This window comes from Labilibaculum sp. K2S (assembly GCF_030372765.1).
GTDB lineage: Bacteria > Bacteroidota > Bacteroidia > Bacteroidales > Marinifilaceae > Labilibaculum.
The window spans coordinates 343,911-366,811 of the sequence record NZ_JAUCMW010000003.1; the positions used below are offsets into that span (position 1 = coordinate 343,911).

General features: G+C 36.4%; 10 protein-coding genes. All 10 read left to right on the forward strand.

Annotated features, from left to right (window positions below):
• Positions 1–125: 125 nt before the first annotated feature.
• The 10 genes from QUH73_RS07065 (at position 126) to QUH73_RS07110 (ending at position 22,770) form a co-directional block, all read left to right on the forward strand.
• Positions 126–3,098: a SusC/RagA family TonB-linked outer membrane protein gene (locus QUH73_RS07065; RefSeq protein ID WP_289529736.1), complete on the forward strand. Its 2,973-nt coding sequence runs from the start codon at positions 126–128 to the stop codon at positions 3,096–3,098.
• Positions 3,099–3,188: 90 nt separating this feature from the next.
• Positions 3,189–4,847 (forward strand): RagB/SusD family nutrient uptake outer membrane protein, encoded by a 1,659-nt coding sequence (locus tag QUH73_RS07070; RefSeq protein WP_289529737.1) that lies wholly within the window; start codon positions 3,189–3,191, stop codon positions 4,845–4,847.
• 47 nt (positions 4,848–4,894) lie between these two features.
• Positions 4,895–5,890, forward strand: coding sequence for a DUF4859 domain-containing protein (locus tag QUH73_RS07075; RefSeq protein WP_289529738.1), 996 nt, complete (start codon positions 4,895–4,897; stop codon positions 5,888–5,890).
• Between the two features lie 280 nt (positions 5,891–6,170).
• On the forward strand, positions 6,171–8,069 hold the full coding sequence (locus tag QUH73_RS07080; protein WP_289529739.1) for a DUF4859 domain-containing protein: 1,899 nt from the start codon (positions 6,171–6,173) through the stop codon (positions 8,067–8,069).
• 197 nt (positions 8,070–8,266) lie between these two features.
• Entirely contained in the window at positions 8,267–10,405 is a 2,139-nt protein-coding gene (locus tag QUH73_RS07085) for a family 43 glycosylhydrolase (RefSeq protein WP_289529740.1), read from the forward strand.
• Positions 10,406–10,663: 258 nt separating this feature from the next.
• Positions 10,664–13,075: a glycoside hydrolase family 127 protein gene (locus QUH73_RS07090; RefSeq protein WP_289529741.1), complete on the forward strand. Its 2,412-nt coding sequence runs from the start codon at positions 10,664–10,666 to the stop codon at positions 13,073–13,075.
• Positions 13,076–13,112: 37 nt separating this feature from the next.
• The gene (locus tag QUH73_RS07095) at positions 13,113–15,518 is read left to right on the forward strand and encodes a glycoside hydrolase family 127 protein (protein WP_289529742.1); all 2,406 of its coding nucleotides are present in this window, start codon (positions 13,113–13,115) and stop codon (positions 15,516–15,518) included.
• Positions 15,519–15,559: 41 nt separating this feature from the next.
• Entirely contained in the window at positions 15,560–17,923 is a 2,364-nt protein-coding gene (locus QUH73_RS07100) for a glycoside hydrolase family 127 protein (protein WP_289529743.1), read from the forward strand.
• Positions 17,924–18,143: 220 nt separating this feature from the next.
• Positions 18,144–21,143, forward strand: coding sequence for a SusC/RagA family TonB-linked outer membrane protein (locus tag QUH73_RS07105; protein ID WP_289529744.1), 3,000 nt, complete (start codon positions 18,144–18,146; stop codon positions 21,141–21,143).
• A 10-nt stretch (positions 21,144–21,153) separates the two neighbouring features.
• A complete protein-coding gene (locus QUH73_RS07110) occupies positions 21,154–22,770 on the forward strand; it encodes a RagB/SusD family nutrient uptake outer membrane protein (protein WP_289529745.1) in 1,617 nt (538 codons plus the stop codon).
• Positions 22,771–22,901: the final 131 nt, after the last annotated feature.

A 22,901-nucleotide genomic window follows, 5' to 3' on the forward strand; every position in this document is an offset into this window, starting at 1 on the left:
TTGCATCACTTTCGATTACACATGTGTATATGTTATTTCAACATGCGTACATGCACTTTTGTCATTATAAATACATTTTTGAAATATCAAAATGATCCTAAATCTATTTATAAAATTAAAAACGTATGAGAAAAAAACTTGAACAAAAGAGTAGAAGTAATTTAAAACATTATCAGTTGATGTTTTTATTATTTCTAAGTGTTGTGTTTTGTTCTTCAACAATTGGCTTAGCCCAGGAAAAAGTTGAAGGAATTGTTTTGGATGAAATAGGTTCTCCTTTACCTGGAGTTACTGTTCTTATTAAAAGCACAACAATTGGTACCATTACTAACTCTGAAGGATATTTTAATCTTGATGCAAAAGTGGGTGATATTGTAAGTATATCATTCATTGGATATAAGACTTATGATATTAATGTCGTAAAAGAAATGCCAAAGCAAGAAGTGCATTTGGAAGCTGATTTTGTTGGCTTAGAAGAGGTTGTAGCAATTGGATATGGAACCCAGCGAAAAGGGGATGTAACTAGTGCTGTTGCGAGTGTGAAATCGGAGGATTTTCTTTCAGGTAATACACAGGGAGCTGCAGATCTTATTAAAGGTAAGGTTGCTGGACTTGTGATCACCAAGGCCTCAGGTGATCCAAATGCATCTTCAAGCATTAACTTAAGAGGAATGGTGTCTTTAGAAGGGAGTTCTGATCCTTTGATTTTAGTAGATGGAATCCCGGGAGGTTTAAATACAGTAGCTCCTGAAAATATTGCTTCCATTGATGTGTTAAAAGATGCATCTGCTGCAGCTATTTATGGTACCCGAGGTGCTGGTGGTGTTATTATTATTACAACAAAATCAGGTAAGAGGATGCAGAAACCTGAAGTTTCTTATGCAGGCTATTATACAACTTCTGAATTTTATAAAGAAGCTGATTTTATGGATGCAGAAGATATAAGAGCTGGCAAAACTGTATTTAAAGATGCCGGTTATGATACTGACTGGTTGAAAAGTATCAAACAAAAGGCTTATACTCATAATCATAGTGTAAGTATTTCAGGGGGAACTGAAAATGCAACTTACTCAGGTAATATTACTTACCGTCAGGAAGAGGGGATTATTAAATCAACAGGAAATGATGAGTTGAAACTTAACTTTGATGTAAATCAGTATTTTTTAAATGATATTGTAAAAGTTAATTTGAATATTGTAAAAGGACTTCACAAGCATGACATTGCTGATCCAAAAGATGCTTATCGACAAGCATTAATCCGAAACCCAACTTTACCGGTAAGAAATGAAGATGGCAGCTACAGGGAAGATTTTTCGGTTCTTCAATATTATAATCCTGATGCTATTTTGCAGGAAAAGGATGGGGAAAACAGAAGCGAGTATACTCGTATTACCGGTAATTTAACTGTTGAGCCTATTAAAGGTTGGAAAACAAATGTAATGGTTGCTACAAAGCGTAGTTTTTCAAATGACAAAACCTATACAACATCAAAATTTTATAAGGCAACAACTAATAATAGAATTGGTGAAGCTTATCAAAAATCATATAATGACCAAACTGATTATTTGGAAGCAACTTCCAGTTACGAAAAAACAGTTGCCGATCACCGTATTTCTGCATTAGTCGGATATAGTTACCAAGAATCATTTTTTGAGTCGTTTTTGGCTTCTAACTATGGATTTCCAACAGATTATTTTGGATATGATAATCTTAAGGCCGGTACTGCTCTTACTGATGGAAAAGCAAATATGGAGAGTGAAAGAAAAGAGGACAAATTGATTGGTTTTTTTGGACGTGTGAGTTACAGCTTTAAGAATAGGTATAATATTTTAGCAAGTATCAGACGCGAAGGTTCTTCTAAATTTGGAGAAAACCACGAATGGGGTAATTTCCCTTCTGTATCTCTGGGGTGGACAATTAGTGAGGAATCATTTATGGATTCATTTTCATGGTTGGATAACTTTAAATTAAGAGCTGGTTATGGTGTTACTGGTGTGGTTCCTAAAGATCCTTACCTATCTATATCGAGATATTCATATGGTGATGATAATTACTTTGATGGCAGCGATTGGAAAAAAGGTTTGGGAGTAGTTTCAAATCCAAACCCTGATTTGAAATGGGAAAAATCTGCAGAATACAATATTGGACTTGACATTTCTGTCTTTGATAACAGACTGAGTGCTTCAGCTAACTATTATCAAAAAAAGACAACAGATATGTTATACTGGTTTAATGTTCCAGTACCTCCAAATTTATATAATCAAACTCTTGCCAATGTTGGAGAGATGAAAAACACTGGTTTTGATATTTCTATAGATGCCACACCTGTTAAATCAAAAGATTTTACATGGCATACAAATGTCACATTATCTCATAATGAAAACAAATTGGTAAGCTTATCGAATGATTTGTATCAATCAGAAAATTATTGGTATACAAATTATGCTACTGATCCTATTTCTTTACCTACGCATCGCGTAGATATTGGTAAATCAATGGGGCAATTCTGGGGAATGAAATCTGTTGGTTTAACTGAGGATGGATTTTGGCTAATTGAAGATCCTGAAACAGGCGAAGCTGTAAAATTCAACGATGATGTAAAAGCTGATGATAAGTACCGCCAATATTTAGGATCAGGTATTCCAAAGTTAAATGTTGGATGGAACAATACATTTAAGTATAAAGATTTTGATTTAGTACTTCAAATGAGCGGGCAATTTGGACATAAAATTTTAAATGCTCAGAGAATGTTCTACGAAAATAACTCTATTTCCTATAATCGTTTAAAGTCTGCTGCCGATGATGTATATGGTGTTGCACCTTTAGCTAATAACTTAACTCAAACATTTGTTAGTTATTATCTTGAAGATGGAGATTATGTGAAAATGGATAATATTACTTTGGGGTATACATTCTCAAAAGTGAAGTTCATCGAAAATCTTCGTGTTTACGTATCCGGTGAAAATTTATTTACGATTACAGATTATTCTGGTTTAGATCCTGAATTGGCAACCGATTTTAAAGCTGCAGGTTTGGACGATCGTGATAAATATCCATCCATTCGTTCTTATACTATTGGGGTTAACTTAACCTTTTAATTTATTTTAGATGAATGAATCCTATTAGGTGTTAAGTATTGTTATACTGTGAGTTAATAGGTTTTTTATATAAACAGAAAAAAATATCTTATGAAATTTTTCAAAAACACATATAAATTCATCGCTTTGCTTTTTGTCGGGTTGATTTGTTTCAATTCATGTACCGATCTTAAAGAAGAGCTGTATAGCGAAATACCCTCAGAGGGTTATGATTTTTCTGATAATGATATTCGGGCAATGTTTGGTCCTGCATATAAGAATCTAAGATTATTGTATTGGGGTTGGAATGGAACCTTTGATATTTATGAAGAATCTTCTGACTTAATTATGACTCCACTTAGAATTGGAGTAGGATGGGGTGATTTATACGTTACAATGCATAAGCATACCTATACGAATCAGACAGGACATTTTTGGACAATATGGAATCAAGCGTATTCTACAATTACCAGTTGCAACCAATTGTTAGAGCGTGATTTAGTTAAGAAAGCTCCACTTTCATCAGCTGAGTTAAAAGGAATTAGAGGGTTGTCTTATTATCTTCTTTTAGATAATTTTAGAAATGTTCCATTGGATACACTTTTTACACATGAACCTGGTTTTTTACCAGTACAAGAAGACCCGCAAAAAATGTTCGAGTTTATCGAATCTGAAATGAAAGATATAAAAGAGGTCTTAAAAGGAAAAGAAGTGGTTTATGGACAGTTTAATTATTATGCAGCCTCTATGGTATTAGCTAAAATGTATTTAAACTATAATACTTGGTTTGGAACTAATGATAATACATATTACCAAAAAGCTTATGACGAAGTAAATGATATTATCAAGAATGGACCATTTACTTTATCTTCTTCCTATACAGATCCTTTTAAAGCGGATGGATCAGTATGTTCCGAGACTATTTATGCTATTGTATATGATTTTGTACATGCAGGAGGTAATTATTTGTCAAATAAATGTTTACATGGTGGGAGTAAAGCTACATTTAATTTGAAAGCTGCACCATGGAATGGTAGCTGCGCTATTCCTCAGTTTATTCAAACTTACGATCAAGATGATTCTAGATTTGACGATACTTGGTTAATGGGTATTCAGAAAGACATTTCAGGTTCTGATATTATTATTGAAGGTGTACCCCTTAATTATACACAGTCGGTTCATAGTATTGATAATCCCGGAGCTTATCAAATGGAAGGAGCGCGATTCCATAAATATGAAATTGTTGCCGGGGAAGAAGGTACTGCTGGTGATGATGTTCCTTTCTTTAGATTGACTGATGCTTATATGATTAAGGCAGAATGTCTATTGCGTTTGGGTTCATATAATGGTGAAGGAGAACAGATTGCTGCTAACATCGTGTCGATGATTCGGGGAAGAGCTTTCAAAGCAAATCCTGACAAAGCGGTACGCACAGTTGCTGACCTTAAAGGTCCAAGTGTGTATCAGTATGGTCATCAGGAGAATACAGCTCAAGAAGGTGAAGTGGATAACTTAATTGTAACTAATGAAGGTGGTGCTGATATTGAATTTGGAGGCTTTTTAGATGATTTAGCTTGGGAATTCGTTGGAGAACATCATCGTCGTCAGGATTTAATTCGTTTTAAATTAACTAGTGGTTCAAGTGTATATATTGGTAAGTCTTGTTTTTGTCGAGATGCTCATTTTGATGCTGCCAAAGAGATTTTTCCTATACCCAAGGATTTTCTTGAATCAAATTCGAAATTAGTTCAGAACCCTGGATATAATTAATAGAAAATTAGAATGGTTAATTTATTTTAGAATAAACTATGAAAAGTATGAAAAAAATTAAAATATTAATTCTATTGTCTTGTATAGCTGTTGGGTTATGTGGTTGTGACGACTATAATGATTTCACATCTAAACATGTGTATGGTGATACTGAGAATCCTTATTTGAGAGTAGATGCTGAAGCAAAAGCCGCGATAAATATGGAATTTGAGGTTGGGCGTTTCGAAGCTCAAATAGTGAAGTTAGATGATTATTCAGATAAGTTTCAAAATGAAATGAATATGACTGTTGATCAGGTTATTGCTGGTTTGAAAAATGGTAGTATTCTATTCTATAATATTAATGCCAGTAAAGGCAATTGGGATAAATCAGAGATGACAAAAGGCACTACAGGTTGGTATTACAACACTGCAGGTGGTGTAATGTCTGATAGTGAAACGCAAACAGCAAGTCTTGATATCGATACTGAAGCAAAAACCCTGATTGTTAATGTAAACGAGCAGGCAAAGGCTGGAACTATTCTTAATTTTAATGTTGGTTTTGCCATAGATGGTCCGGATTATGATCGTTATGTTCGTTTTGCATTCAATGTGTCTGTAACCGATCCGTCACTAATTATAGCGAGTGTAAGTATTCCTGAAGGAGATTATAGTAATACTACTATTGATTTCAATGATTATGCAGAGACGATAAGTTATAATTTAGGATTGAGTGTAGAAGAGTTTTTAGCCAAGTTAGATACGGAAACTGGTGGCAGTATTCATATGTCTGTTATTAACATTGGAACAGGAGAATGGGATGTAACAAGTGATTATACAGCTAATCCTCCTGGATACTGGATTAATAACTTAGGAGCTGTTTGTTCTTGGAATGATGCTGGTTTTTCAATGTTTGCTGAAACCAATTCTGATGATCAGGTTCTGTTTATTGGTAGAGCTCCGGCACTTAGTGCAGGAACAAATTTTACGATTGGTTTAGGTTATAAGGATATAGAGGATGAAACGAAGTTTTTCAGTTTTATTATCTCTGTCACTTTAGAATAAAAACTCCGTTTAATTATTGATTGTATTGATGATTGGCTGAAACACAACAGTTTCGGCCAATCTAGTACTAGGAAGAATCATTCTATTCAAAAGTTTGGTTTTATAAACGAGGTGCTCTTTATGTCTGAAGACAACTGGTCACAATTATATTTTAATTGAAGATCAGTCCACAAAAAAGTGATGATGGAATACAGGCGCAATTTATAAAATATTTGTGCCTGTTTTATTTTTCTTAGTCAGTTGAAGACAAGAATTAAAAGTCAATTAAAATTTAAAAATAATGAATCAAATACTGGATAAACGTCCGATAGCCCGATTAAATCATAGGATGCTTTTTACACTGATTATCTTTACCCTATTCTTTTTGGCCTGCAGTGGAAGTAATCTGGTTTCTGATGAGGATGAGAAAGATAAGCCAGATTCAGAAACACCAAAAGCAGATACAACAGCATTCGATAAGAGTAAATTTTATGTTCCTCTGGAGTTTAAGGATAATGATTATACTTCTACATCCAGTACGTGGTGTTACGAAAGAAGTAAGCAATCAGATCATTTTATATTATTTTGGGCTGCAGGATATGGAAAAAACGATCCGGGGGCGACAGAGGTTCCAGATAACCTGCGTGTTGATATTGATGATTTATTAGGAAAGGCGGAGGTGTTTTATGATCTAAATGTAAATACACTGAAGTTTGCTGAAACAGGTGTTGGTAAATCAAATTTGGATCAATATAAAATGCAAATTTACCTGTTTCATCAGGAAGAATGGATGGCTTTTGGAGCCGGATATGATGATACTATTGGTGCCTTATGGGTTAATCCGGGTACGGTTCAGCCGGTTGGTGCTGTTATTGCTCATGAAATAGGGCATAGTTTTCAGTACCAAACATTTTGTGATTTAGGTGGCAAGGTTGGATTTCGTTATGGTTTTGGTGGTAATGGTGGAAATGCATTTTGGGAACAAACGGCGCAGTGGCAATCTTTCCAAGCTTATCCAGAACAAGTCTTTGAGAATAATAACTTCCCTGTTTATTGTGAGAATTGTTTTCGACATGTTTGTCACGAGGACTATAGGTATGCCAGCTATTTTATACATTATTACTGGGCAGAAAAACATGGAATTGATATTATTGGAAAAATTTGGAGAGAAGCTCAGGAGCCGGAAGATCCAATTGAAGCATATATGCGTATCACCAATATTACGCTTGATCAATTGAATGATGAGATATATGATGCCGCTGCAAAATGTGTGACATGGGATCTTGATTCTTTAAGAGAGTATGGAGTTAACCATGTTGGACAACAGTCATTTAAATCAACAATAGTTGACCACGGGAGCTATCAGGTAAGTTATGATCGTTGCCCGGGAACCACAGGATACAATACAATTCGTTTAAATGTTCCAGATGAAGGCACTGAAATATCTACTGAATTTACAGGACTTGTTAATGCTTCAGGGTTTAATCATGTAGCCGATGAGAACAGGGCAGGATGGCGTTATGGATATGTTGCACTCTTGGAAAATGGGTCGAGAGTATATAGTGTTGTAAATAAAGAGTCGCATGGAAACGCTGTATTTACAGTACCTTCTGGATGTGCTAAATTATGGTTGGTTGTAACTGGTGCTCCAAATACTTATGCTGCTCATCCTTGGGATGATGATGATACAAATGACGATCAATGGCCTTATAAAGTGAAATTTACTAATACTGATCTTTATGGAAATATTGTATTCGATGGAACGGAAGTACCTGAGGATTTAACTTTAACTTATGATGTGAAATTTTCATCAAGTTCTACAGGATATACAGGAAGTACTGTAAGTATAGATTTAACAAAATTAGTGAAGGCACTTGTTTTGCAAAGTTCTGAAATTAGTGATAAGATTGGAAATGAAATTACCTTTTATGGAGTAGAATCTAATGAAACTCTGAATATAACCACCACAGCTACCGGATTAGGGCATTGGTTTGATATCGATGGTAATATTTGTGCCTATGGTGACAATGCTAAAGTTTTTTCGGAGTTTGATAAAACAAACTTTACTTTCTCAATTGGTCAATATCCCGGGCATTGTTCTTCTGGTAATCAGTTTAAAGTTAAGCAGACCTTAGTTTACCAATATGCAGCAGGTAAAAAAGTACAAGCCACGTTTGTTTTTAATATTGCAATACAGTAATTAGAAAACCCTATTATTCGGCGTAGCCTAAAAAAGCACGCCGAAATCACCTGAAGTAACATATGGGGCTGTGTATTGCGGGATAATGAAGTAGCTGTGTTGAAAAGGCAATAGGAATCGTCTCTGCGTGATTTAAATTTAATGTAGGGATGGTGAATTTAAAGAAGAAATTGTTAAACATGAATTCATAATATTACATGGAAAAATTTATTTGTATCGTATTGTTAATCCTATTTGCTTTTTGTGGTAAGGCACAAAAAACAAATAGAGATTTAACAATTGAGAATAACCCATTACTACCAGGCTACTTTGCCGATCCAACCATTAAAAAATTTGGAGAAACCTTCTATCTATATTCTACTACCGATGGAATTAAATTGGCTTCGGGAGAACCTCAGGTTTGGGTAAGTAAAGATTTTGTGAATTGGTACAACACCGAAATGGATATTGACTTACCTGATGGTTTAACCAATTGTTGGGCTCCTGATGTGATGAAAGGGAAGGATGGAAAGTATTACTATTTTATGGGTAATTGTGAACATGGCTGTAATATCTATGCTTATGTTTCTGATTCACCAATTGGTCCATGGAAAAGTCTGAAAAATGGACAGGCCGTTATTCCTGTGGGGACAGCGATTAAGGGATTACCTGCTTTGGATGCCCAGTATTTTTTGGATGATGATGGATCAATTTACTCCTATTTCGGGACTTGGTGTTCTAGTTTCGGGGGACTTGGCTGGGCTAAAATTGATCCCAAAGATCATTGTACAATATTGGAAAGCGGATCAATTCCAATCACTCAAATTCCTGAAGTATTTGAAGCTGCTTATTTATTAAAACACAATGGAAAGTATATTCTGATGTATTCGTCAGGTGATTGCAGGTTGAGCAGCTATGCTGTTCATTACTCTTATTCTGATTCTCCGGTAGGTCCCTTTAACTACGGAGATAATTCTCCAATACTGCAGACAAATCAGGACGGAAGTATTGATAGTCCCGGGCATCATTCGGTTTTAAAAGATGGCGACGATTATTATATCCTGTATCATCGTCATGATAATCCGCATAGTACTGGTGGTGAGTTCAGACAAGTTTGCGCTGATAGACTTGATTTTTTGAATGACAGTACTATTCTTCCGGTAATTCCGACGCATAAAGGAATTGGTTATTTGAGAAAAAACCAAATCCCTGAAAAGGATTTGGCCTTTAAGGCCAAAGTAACAGCTACGTCTTATTATCATTTGGAATCACCGGCAACAAAATATACAAATAGTCCAATTGATTATAAATATCTGCCTGAATATGCTACAGATAATAATAACGGAACGATGTGGAAGGCTGCATCAAGTACATACCCCCAATCATTGGTTGTTGATTTGGGTAAAAAAGTGAAAGTTGCCAGAGTAATGACTCAGTTTGAGTATTCAACTTTTTACTATCAATATAGAATTGAATGTTCTTCAGATAGCATTAATTGGTTCTTATTTTCAGACAGAACAAATAACAGGCAAAGTGGGTCACCAATGATTGATGATAACAATGCAAAAACCCGCTATGTTAAATTGACGGTAACCGGGGCTGAAAAAGGAGGATTGTTTCCGGCGATATGGAATTTAAAAGTTTATCCTGATTTATTTGAGATTCCAGAATTGGCCTTGCTGTCGAAAACTTCTAAGGATAATCTTTTAACGGATGATCATTTATTAATGAATTTTGACGTTGAAAATTTCGCAATGGATTCTCGTGATTATTACTTCAAAAATTCAGGTAGTTTAGGGGGATACTTTATTAAAGAAGGTTCTCCCGAAATAAAGTATATCGACAATGTAAAAGCAATTTCTTTTGATGGAGAAAGCTTTTTTAGATTAAGTGAACCTGCTCCTAACAGTTTAAGTTGGAACTCACCATATACTGTATCTTCGTGGGTATTTAATCCTGAAATTGGAGATGGAGAATGTCTGATAACCTGGAATAGTCGTGAAAATATGCTGCAAGGCTCCTATTCAGCATTAATGTATGGTAAAAGTAATTTTGGAGCTGTGGCTCATGGAGATGGATCTGTTGATTTAGCCTATAAAGAAATCCCCGAAGCATCAAAATGGCATCACATAGCACTGAGCTTTGATGGAATGGTTGAATCGGTATATGTTGATGGTGTTCTAAATACTCAACAACCAATTAATCTATTTGTTAAAAACTGTGATATTCTGATTGGCGCCAGTGGTTTCTACGCAGAGAATTATAGTGGTTATATTTCAAATTCTCAGCTTTTTAACAGAGCATTAGCCGAGCAGGAAATTATTGAATTAAAGAAGATTACATCTCCGGATAAATAATAATCATTAATCAGTTTATTTTTTCGGCAATTAGTTAAATCTAGTAAAATTAAAGGCGAAAATATTTACTCCTATTTGAGTTCATTTAGAGAATGGAGTGAATAAAGCCTTGATAAATCGATGTAATTAAAGAATTAAAAACATTTGTACAATTATTTTGAACAAACCGACAACTTAATGTGAGCATTTCGATACAATTTTACATTTGAAAAGTAATTAATTTCTGAAATAGTAATATTAAAAAAATAGGATATAATAATGACAACAATTAAAAGAGTTTTAACACTTGCACTTTGCATTTTGTGTTTTGCAGCAAATGCTCAGGAAAAAAATAAAACAGGTGGATATCCCATTTCTCCTGTTCCTTTTACTTCAGTAAAAGTTACCGATTCGTTTTGGGGACAAAGACTGAAAGCTAGTCGTGAAGTTACTATTCCGTTGGCTTTTAGTAAGTGCGAAGAAACCGGTCGATACGAAAACTTTGTTAAGGCAGCACATCCAAGTGATACGATTAAGGTGGAAGGCTTTTCATTTGATGATACCGATGTGTATAAAACCATTGAAGGAGCCAGCTATTCAATGCAGACTTTTCCAGATAAAAAATTAGACAAATATATTGACAGTGTTTTAACAATTGTGGCGGCTGCGCAAGAGGCAGATGGTTATTTATACACTGCCCGTACAATGAATCCTGCTCACCCACACGAATGGGCTGGAACCAAACGTTGGGAAAAAGAGGAAGACCTAAGTCATGAGTTGTACAATTTAGGACATATGGTTGAGGGTGCATTGGCACATTATCAGGCAACTGGGAAAACAAACTTTTTGGATATTGCAAAAAAGTATGCCGATTGTGCCGTAAGGGAAGTTGGTGATCAACCAGGACAGGTAACAGTAGTTCCAGGTCATCAGATTGCAGAAATGGCTTTGTCGAAATTATATGTTGCAACGGGCGAACAGAAATATCTTGACTTTGCAAAGTTCCTGCTCGATAAGCGCGGTTATACCACAATAAAAAGTGAATACAGCCAGTCGCATAAACCGGTTTTGGAACAGGACGAAGCTGTCGGACATGCTGTTCGCGCTGCCTATATGTATACTGGCATGGCCGATGTGGCTGCACTTACTGGTGATACTACCTATGTAAACGCCATTGATAAAATTTGGGAAAACATTGTGGGCAAAAAATTATACATCACAGGAGGTATCGGTGCTACAGGGCATGGTGAGGCTTTTGGTAAGAATTATCAGCTGCCTAATATGTCGGCTTATTGTGAAACCTGTGCTGCTATCGGAAATGTTTATCTCAATTACAGACTATTTCTGCTTCATGGCGAATCAAAATACTACGATGTACTGGAACGCACTCTTTACAATGGGCTGATTAGCGGCGTTTCATTGGAAGGCGATGGTTTTTTCTATCCAAATCCACTTGAATCGATTGGTCAGCACCAACGCCGGCCTTGGTTTGGTTGCGCCTGCTGCCCGTCAAATATTTGCCGATTTATTCCTTCTGTTCCCGGATATATTTATGCAGTGCATAAAAGTGATTTGTATGTAAATCTGTTCATGTCGAATAATTCGGAAATTAAGGTGGATGGAAAACCGGTAGTATTGAAACAAACAACCAATTATCCTTGGGTAGGTGATATTAATCTGGATGTAAATCCAAAGAAAAAACAAGATTTGAGTCTTAAAATCCGTATTCCTGGATGGGTGTTAGGCCAAGTAGTACCTAGTGATTTGTATGCATTCTCCGACAGTAAAAAATTATCATACTCAGTTAAAGTAAACGGGCAGTCTGTTACAAGTCAACTTAAAAATGGTTATTTCACTATCAGCCGCACTTGGCGTAAGGGTGACAAGGTTGAAGTTCATTTCGATATGGAACCACGTACCGTAAAAGCGCATCCATTGGTTGAGGCAGATCAGGGTAGAGTTGCAATTGAGTGCGGTCCTGTAGTTTATTGTGCCGAGTGGCCCGATAATGATTATAGTGTATTGAGTGCTGTGATTCCACAAAAACCGGTATTTACTGTTGAAAACAAACCAGACTTGCTGTATGGCATCAATATGATTCATACCGAAGCTCAGGTATTAAATTACAATACCCAAGGTAAAATCGAAGTGAAAGACGTTCAATTGAACATGATTCCTTACTATGCATGGGCTCATCGTGGAAGTGGTGAAATGACCGTTTGGCTTTCTGACGATTTAAGTACCAGTCGCCCAATGAAACAACCAACTCTTGCTTCCGAAAGTAAAGTTGATGCCTCGCATTTGGTGAAAGCAATTAGTGCAGTTAACGACCAACTCATCCCTAAAAATGAAAAAGATCAAGCTGTACCTTACTATCATTGGTGGCCTAAAGAAGGAACCACAGAATGGATTTCATATGAATTTGACGGTGAGAAAAAAGTAAGCGGTTCAACAGTTTATTGGTATGATGATGCGCCTTGGGGTGGTTGCCGTATTCCAAAGGAGTGGAAAATCTACTATAAAAATAAAGACAGTGAGTGGATACCTGTTGAGAATACTGTACCCTACACAGTAAGCAAAGGAATGCCCAGCAAAGTTTCATTCAAAACTGTTAATACAACAGCAATAAAACTTGAAGTGAAGTTGCCTGAAAAAAATGCTTCAGGAATTACCGAATGGGAATTGGAATAGTTCCGATGCCGAATTTTCATACTAATATAGATATATAATGAGATTAAGATATTATAGTTTCCTGATATTGTTTGGTTTTCTTGCATTTTCCTGTGCTAAAAAGGAGAATGAAACTGTAGGACATTTAAATCCGGTTCCCTTTACATCTGTTCATTTAAATGATCAGTTTTGGGCTCCTAAAATTGAAATTAACAGAACTGTGTCAATTCCATCAGCATTTAAAAAGTGTGAAGAGACCGGGCGAATGGATAATTTTGCTCTTGCCGGAGGTTTGATCAAAGGAGAACACCAAGGTGATTTCCCATTTGATGATACTGATGTTTATAAGGTGCTGGAAGGAGCTTCATATACGCTGGCTGTAGAGTACGATGCAAAATTAGACCATTATTTGGATAGCCTGATTACTTTAATTGGCGCAGGACAAGAAGAGGATGGTTACCTATACACTTGCTTAACCAACAAATGCGAGCGTTTAAAGGGCTGGTACGGAAAAGGGCGCTGGGATCGTTTGAACAGTCACGAGCTTTATAACTGTGGTCACTTGTACGAAGCTGCCGTTGCGCATTATCAGGCAACAGGTAAACGTTCCTTACTTAATATTGCGATTAAAAATGCCGATTTGGTGAATCAGGTTTTCGGTCCGGGCGAAGGACAAAAGAAAGTTCCGTCAGGTCATCCGATTGTGGAGATGGCTTTGGTAAAATTGTATCGGGTTACAAATGATGAAAAATACCTTCAACTGGCACGATTTTTTATCGACGAAACAGGTAAGGGTACCGACGGTCACAAATTGAGCGAATACAGTCAGGACCACAAACCAATTGTGGAGCAGGATGAAGCCGTTGGTCATGCTGTTCGTTTGGGATATCTCTACTCAGGTGTAACCGATGTAGCTTCCTTGATGCACGATAAGCAATTGATGGAAGCCACCAAACGTGTGTGGGAAAATGTGGTTTCGAAAAAGTTGTACATTACTGGTGGAATTGGTTCCCGTGCTCAAGGTGAAGGTTTTGGTCCGAATTACGAATTGCCTAACATGACTGATTATTGTGAGACGTGTGCTTCGATATCGAATGTTTACTGGAACTACCGTTTGTTTCTGAATGATGGAAACTCAAAATACTACGATGTACTTGAACGGGTATTGTACAATGGGGTTATTTCGGGTGTATCCTTAAGCGGTGATAAATTTTTCTACGATAATCCTCTGGAGTCTGTTCATAATCACGATCGAGCCCCTTGGTTTGGATGCGCCTGTTGTCCGGGCAATATTACCCGGTTTATGGCCTCAATACCGGGTTATGTTTATACAACCGATGAACATTCTGTGTATGTAAATCTATTTTCTGAAGGTCATGCCGACATTGCTGTAGGAAAGGATACCCTAAGTCTGTCACAAAAAACACAATACCCTTGGAGTGGTAAGCTTACAATTTCAGTTGACAAAAAAACGAATGAACGTATTGGTCTGAAAATCCGCATTCCGGGGTGGGCACAAAATCAACCTGTACCATCTGATTTGTATCACTTTGTTGAAAATAACAATGATACTTATACCATTACTGTAAATAGGAAGGAAAAATCACCTGAAGTGGTGAATGGTTATGCCATTTTGAGAGAAAAGTGGGAAGCTGGTGATCAGATAGAAGTTGAATTTCCAATGCCTGTGCGCAAAATTAAAGCCAGCGAAAAGGTAATCAATGATCATAGTAAATTAGCTTACCAACGTGGTCCAATAGTGTATTGCTTCGAGGATAAAGACAACAATAATGCGTATTTATTCGATGAGTTTGTATCGCCGGATGCAAAGGTGAGTTCTCAATTTGAAGAAAACCTTTTAGGTGGAGTGGTAACACTTACAATGAAAGGAAGCCGGGTAAGTCAATCGGGAGATGCAAAAACAATTGAACCTGCAAGTCTTAAAGCCATTCCGTATTATGCCTGGAACAATCGGGGAACAGCAAATATGTTGGTTTGGCTGCCTTCCGGGGAAGAATCGGCTACCGTAAAACCAAGCTATTCTCCTGCAGATTCGGCCAAGGCATTTTCATCAACAAATTGGGCACCTGGTTTGAATGATGGTTTTACTCCTAAAAATTCGGGTGACACTGATAAATCATATTTCTACTGGTGGCAGAAAGAAGGATCGGAAGAGACTGTTGATTATGAATTTAAAGAACCTGTTGTATTGTCTCAGTCATCGGTTTATTGGCTTAATATGGATCACTACGATGGCAATTATAAGGTGCCCGAAAAATGGTCGTTATTATACAAAGACAGCAAGGGGAAATGGGTTCCTGTTGAAACCAGCGATGCTTTTACAGTGGAACTTGATAAATACAATACAGTGAGCTTTAAGCCTGTAAAAACAAAAGCACTTCGAATTATGGCTCAACTGCAAAAAGACGAGTCGGGTGGTATTTTGGAATGGAAAGTAAAATAATTAAGACTGTAATTTTCTGATAACTATATAATTATTAAAATATGAGATTCGATTTTTGTAGAGCCTTATTCTTTTCAATTTGTATTGGAGTTGGATTATCTTCCTGTTCAGGTATCGAAGATAATAGAATAAGTACGAACGGTCCTGAGGTGGTTGAATTTAAAGTCCTGCCATTTGATTTAAAGGATGTTAAATTGCTTGATGGCCCTTTCAAAAAGGCCATGGAATTAAATGTGCAGAGCTTGTTGAATTATGAACCAGACAGATTGTTGGCAAAATTTCGGATAGAAGCTGGTCTCCAGCCTAAAGCAGAGCATTATGATGGCTGGGAGGCAAATACAATAGCCGGACATAGCTTAGGACATTATTTAAGTGCTTGTGCCTTAATGTATAATTCAACAGGCGACAAGCGTTTTCTTGACCGTGTTAACTACATTGTAGATGAACTGGAAGCTTGTCAGAATGCTGACGGTGAAGGATACATAGGTGCTTTCCCTGACGGAAAACGAATTTTGGAAGAGGAAGTAGCAAAAGGAGATATACGTTCGAAAGGATTTGATTTGAACGGAATATGGGTACCCTATTACACCGAGCATAAAGTGATGGCTGGTTTGACTGATGCTTATAATTTATGTGGGAATAAAAAGGCTTTACAAATCAATATAAAATTTGCCGATTGGTTAACAACTATTGTAAAAGACCTGAACGATGATCAAATTCAGAACATGCTGGATTGTGAACATGGAGGAATTAATGAGTCGTTGGTTGATCTTTACGGATTAACGAAGAATGAGAAATATCTGGAGCTATCTAAGGTTTTTCATCACAAAAAGGTGCTTGATTCTTTGGCTCATCATGTTGATATTTTACCAGGAATACACGCGAATACACAAATTCCAAAATTAGTTGGGTGTGCCCGTCGTTATGAGCTTACCGGGGATTTGTCTGATAGAGAATCGGCTGAGTTTTTCTGGGATCGTGTTGTAAATCACCACTCCTATGTTACCGGAGGTAATTGCAATCATGAATATTTTGGGGAGTCGGATCATCTGCGCAACCGCCTTAGTCAAAATACGACTGAAACATGTAATGTGTACAATATGTTGAAGCTGTCCCGTCATCTTTTTGAGTGGGATGCCACTCCTGAAGTTGCCGATTTCTATGAAAGAGCATTATTCAATCACATTTTATCCTCTCAGCACCCTGTAGATGGGCGGGTGATCTATAATTTGTCATTGGAAATGGGTGGTTATAAAGTATATCAGGATCCGTATTGGTTTACATGTTGTGTGGGAACAGGAATGGAGAATCATTCAAAATATGGAGCAAACATTTATTTTCACAACAATAATGAATTATATGTGACTCAATTTATTGGTTCTGAATTGAACTGGAAAAACAAAGGTTTGATCGTAAAACAGATAACTGCTTACCCGGAAGAACAAGGGACAAAATTGGAGTTTAACTGTGAAAAGCCAAGCAAATTTACGCTTAAGCTGCGCTACCCAAAATGGGCTGAAAATGGTGTGGAGATTTATATCAATAAGGAAAAGATATCTGTTGATCAAAAGCCGCAAAGTTTTATTTCTATTGAAAGAACCTGGAAAAAAGGAGATGTATTGGAATATAAAATGCCTTTTACACTTCGTTTGGAAACCATGCCTGATGACAGCAACCGTGTTGCAGTTATGTATGGTCCGATGGTAATGGCTGGTGAATTAGGCCCGGAAGACGATCCAAAAGCAACTGACACGATGTATGTGCCTGTAATTATGACAGAAGATAGAGATCCTTCGAATTGGTTGAGTTCTGTTGAAGGAGAAGTAAATACATTCAAAACCGAATCGGTTGGATACCTGCATGATTTTGTCTTGAAACCATTCTATAAAATACACGATGTAAGGTATTCTGTATATTTTGATATTTTCAACCAAGAATCATGGGCGAAATATCAAAAGGAATATCAAGCTAAACAAGCACAGAAAAAGAAATTGGAAGAAATGACAGTTGACTTTTTTCAACCAGGAGAAATGCAGCCCGAACGGGATCATAATTTTACAAGTGAAAATTCATCCATTGATGTGATAAAAAATAAAAGATCCCGTGTAGTTGGTAGAGGTGGTGTAATGTCTTTTGAAATGGGATTGATGAAAGGAAATCGATTGGCTTTGGCTGTTGAATATTGGGGCGGGAATACCGGCGCTAAAACATTTGATATCTTGATTGACGGAAAATTACTTGCGACAGAAAATATCGCGGATAAAAAGCCGGGAGAATTCATTGATATCTTATACCAATTGCCTGATGATATTTGCATGACTAAAGATAAAGTGATGGTTACATTTAAACCTCACGAAGGGCATCGAGCAGGACCAGTATTTGGTGTAAGAACTGTTAAGCAATAAAATAAGGAAAAGTATTTTAGTTAGTTTTTAATGGTGGATAGTTCTGAAAACTGCAAATCTCAAAATGGAGATTTGCAGTTTTTTTTGTCTGGGGAAAGGAGTTTTTTTTAATAATAAGACTTATTACACATGTATGTTACTTTTTTAAACAATAGTGATAGTCCAAAGCCTAAAGAATAGACAGATTTGAGTAATATTTTTTAACCCAAAAATTACATTTATGAAAAAAATTGTTATCCCCCCTCAACAGCATGGTAATAAAAACAGCTGTTTAAGGTCTTTACTTGTTTTAGTGATTTTTTTGTGTTTATCGGGGCACGTTTTTTCCCAAAAACTTGCTCAAGGTTCTGTCGTCGATGATTCTGGAGTTCCATTACCAGGTGTTTCTGTATTTATTGATGGAACAACTGTTGGTACAGTGTCTGATATCGATGGTAAATTTATGATTCAAGCATCTGTTGGAGATGTAATTCATTTCTCATTTATTGGATTTAAAGATCAGAAGATTGAGTATACTGATCAGGTATTCAATATTATTATGAGTCCAGATGTTTTTGGACTGGATGAAGTTGTTGCAATCGGTTATGGTAGTGTTAAGAAAGGTGATGTTACCAGTGCTATTGCATCTGTTAAGTCTGATGATTTTATTAAGGGAGCTGTAAAAGATGCGGCTCAATTGATTCAAGGAAAAGTTGCGGGTTTAACCATTGCAACACCTTCAGGAGATCCAACAGAAGGTGCAGCAATCATGTTGCGTGGAAATTCATCACTGTTGGGAAGTTCTGCTCCTTTGGTATTAGTTGATGGTGTTCCGGGAAGTCTTGAATCTGTTGCTCCGGAAGATATTGAATCTATCGATGTATTAAAAGATGGATCGGCTTCGGCAATATATGGAACTCGTGGAACAAATGGAGTTATCATTATTACAACAAAAAGAAGCATTAAGGGTATGGAGCCTACCATTTCGTATGATGGTTATGTCTCCATTGCATCTATCAGCCGAAAGCTCGATTTTATGAATGCTGAAGACTTAAGAGCAAAGTGGAATGAAGGTTATTCGTTCACAGGAGCTAATTTGAAAGATTATGGAGCCAATACAGATTGGCTGGATGAAATTACAAGAAAAGCTGTCAGCCATGTTCATAATATTGTTTTTAGAGGAGGAACTAAAAATACAAGTTTAACAGCCTCAATTAATTACAAAAAGAATCAGGGTGTTTTTATTAAAACAGATAATGAAAAATATACCGGTCGTATTGATGTTAGTCACAGCATGTTTGATGGTAAATTAACTGCAGATATCGGGACTATAATCAGTGAACAAAATTATTGGACTGGTGGAGATGGATATAGTTTTAATAAATACGTTTACAGGCAGGCATTAATCCGAAATCCGACTGAACCAATAAAAAATGAAGACGGTAGTTGGTACGAGCGCGATGTGTATTTTTACGATAATCCTGTTGCATACCTGAAAGAATCTGATGGTGAGAACAAGTATCGTAATGTGAGATTTAAGGCCAGTTTAACTTATAAACTATTTGAAGGGCTTAGCGTAAAGGGAATGTACACCAGAAAAAGCAATTCAAACATTCGTGGATATTATGAAACTAAAAATCATGTATCAACTACTAAGTATGGTTCAGAAGGTTTTGCTTCGCGTGGTACCGAAAATTATTTGGGTAACTATACAGAGTTAACTGTAAATTATAAGAAAGTGATAGCCGGGGATCATAATTTATCTGTTCTTGCTGGTTATAATTACGAAGACAACATGACGGAAGGATTCTGGGCAAACAACAAATACTTTCCAACTGATGCGTATACTTATAATTATCTTAAAATTGGAAGTGGTTTAACCAAAGGAGAAGCCGGTATGGATAGTTATAAATATTCTGATAAATTAATTGCTTTCTTTTCCAGAGTAAGTTATTCTTTTGCGAATAAGTATTTATTCATGGCAAGTCTTCGTAGAGAAGGGTCTTCTCGGTTTGGTAAAGACCATAAATGGGGAAATTTCCCTGGAGTTTCTGTAGGATGGAGAATGTCTGAAGAAGATTTTGTTAAAGAAATTAACTGGATTGATAACTTAAAGTTACGTGCTGGTTTTGGTGTTACCGGTACTAATGTGGCAGATTCTTACAATTCTTTAAGTAGTTTAAATTATAGCGATTATTTTTATTCTAATAAAGAATGGGTTCGAAAGTTAGTTCCTGCCCGAAATGAGAATCCTGATTTGCGTTGGGAGAAAAAAGAGGAAGTTAATATAGGACTTGATTTTGGATTATTAAATGGTAGAGTTAGCGGAGCTTTTGATTTTTATAACAGAAGAACCAAAGATGCGTTATGGAATTACGACGTTCCAACACCACCATACCTTTATGGCAGCATCATGACAAATGTAGGAGAGATTAAAAATCAGGGGTTTGAAGCTTTGATTAATATTACTCCTATTAAAACACCAAACTTTGAGTGGAAAGCTAATATGACCTTTTCAACCAACAAAAATAAATTGGTTTCTTTATCAAATGACAAGTTTAAAACCACAAATGATTTTTTCTATCCGGAAGATGGTTATACGGGCGAGCCTATTCAAACAACAACTCATATTGTGAAAATAGGAGGTGAAATAGGAAATTTCTATGGATTAAAGAGTGTTGATATCTCAGACGATGGTATTTGGATAATAGAAAAACCTAATGGAGAAAGAATTTCAGCAACAGAATCGTCAACAGATGATCGTCAGGTATTAGGGAATGGAATTCCAAAATACTATGCCAGCTGGAACAATAGCTTTCGATATAAAAACTTTGATTTGAACATAAACATGAGAGGAGCATTTTCTTATCAAATTTTAAATTTTTCTCGGATGTTTTATGAAAATCCAAAGATTGCATACAATACCTTAAATTCTGCTTATGATAAAGTTTATGGGAAAGCTGTATTAAACGATGAGCAGCGTTATGTGAGTTATTATGTTGAGGATGGTGATTATTGGAAAATTGATAACATAACCTTGGGGTACACTGTAAATCTTAAAAATAAAGATGTTTTCAAAAATCTAAGGGTTTACGTATCAGGATTGAATTTACACACTTTTACTGGTTATAAAGGGATTGATCCTGAGGTGAAACAAACAGGTTTAGCTCCGGGCAATGATGAACGAGACAAATATCCTACTACAAGAACATTTACATTTGGTGTTAACGTAACCTTTTAAACTTGGAATCATGAAATTAATATATAAAAAAGAACGTATATATGTAAAGCCGGCATTTACTGGTTTTATTTTATTGCTTGCAATTTTGTTTGGAGGCTGTGTTAAATTGGATGAGGAAGTTTATTCTGAAGTATTGGAAGAAACCTTTACGGCAACGGAAGCTGATGTAACAGCATTAATCGCTTCGGGTTATACCCCGCTTCGTTATATAATGGGATGGCAAGGTTTATTCGATCTTCAAGAAGAACCAGGAGATGTAATGATAACTCCAACCCGACCTAATGGATGGGATGATGCTGGAACTTATAAGCGGATGCATTTTCATACATGGGATAACGAACAATGGCAATGCCGAAATACCTGGTTGACCTGTTATGAGGCGATAAATAATGTGAATAGGGTGATGTTGCAGATTCAAAGTGGATCACTTCCAATTGAAGAAGAACAATCAGTAAAAGTATTAGCAGAGTTGCGTGCATTGCGTGCATTGTGGTATTCAATTCTTTGTGATACTCATGGAAATGTTCCGCTTGTTATCGCATATAGTGATGAGTTGCCGGTGCAATCAAGCAGAGCTGATGTTTATAAATTTATTGTTGATGAGTTAACAGATATTGATGTTATTGAAAATTTAACAGAAGTTGTTGATCCATCGACATACGGGCGTATCACAAAATGGGCTGCTTACCAGTTATTGGCCAGAATGTATCTAAATGCGGAAGTGTATAGTGGTACCGCAGAATGGGAGAAATGTATTCTTGCTTGTAACAAAGTGATTTCTTGTGAAAAATATGATCTTGAATCAAATTATAAGGATATATTTAAGGTAGATAACGAAGCTTGTAATGAAATTGTTTTTGCTGTTCCTTATGATAATAAGAATGGAACTGGTTGGAACGCGCACATGAAACAATTGTTGCCTGCACATCGCGATGTTTTTAATATGACAGCGCAACCATGGGGAGGCTCAAGTGCAAATCCTCAGTTTATCAATAGTTATGATCCTCAGGATAAGCGATTTGATGCAACATGGTTACATGGAGATCAGCTCAATGCTACTGATGGAAGTGTTGTAATGACTTTAGTCAACAAAATGCCTAGTATTTATGATTGCGAATTTGAGGAAGGTTATCGTGTTTGCAAATATGAAATTGAAGCTGGATGTAAGAGCAATATGAGTAATGATTTGCCTTATTTTAGATATGCAGATGTATTACTTATGAAGGCTGAATGCCTGCTGCGCACAGGAAAAAGTGATGAAGCTGCAGTTTTGGTTAGTGATGTGAGAACACGTGATTTTGACGATATTAACGATGCAAAGGTAACCGGAGCTGAATTGTTGGGAAATACAACCATTCAATATGGAACATTGGCCGAAGATGGAGCAATCGATTCTCCTGGAGATCAGTCTGCTGTATTGTATGGTCGGTTTTTAGATGAATTGGGTTGGGAGTTTGCTGCTGAATTCAGACGTAGAACAGATATGATTCGATTTGGTGTATACCAAACAAAAAGCTGGTACAATCATGAACCTCAAGGGGCGCATACGATCCTTTTTCCAATTGGACTGGAAGAACTGAATACCAATTCAAATTTGGTTCAAAATCCTGGGTATACCGGAGGTTAATAACTTTTAGAAAATAATACATATCGCAAAAGCATTTTAAAGTTCTTTCGAGCATAAAATGTTTTTGCGATTTTCTTGTAAGTTGGTTTATATATCTTTTTTACTTAGGGGATTCATCTGTAAATAAATAA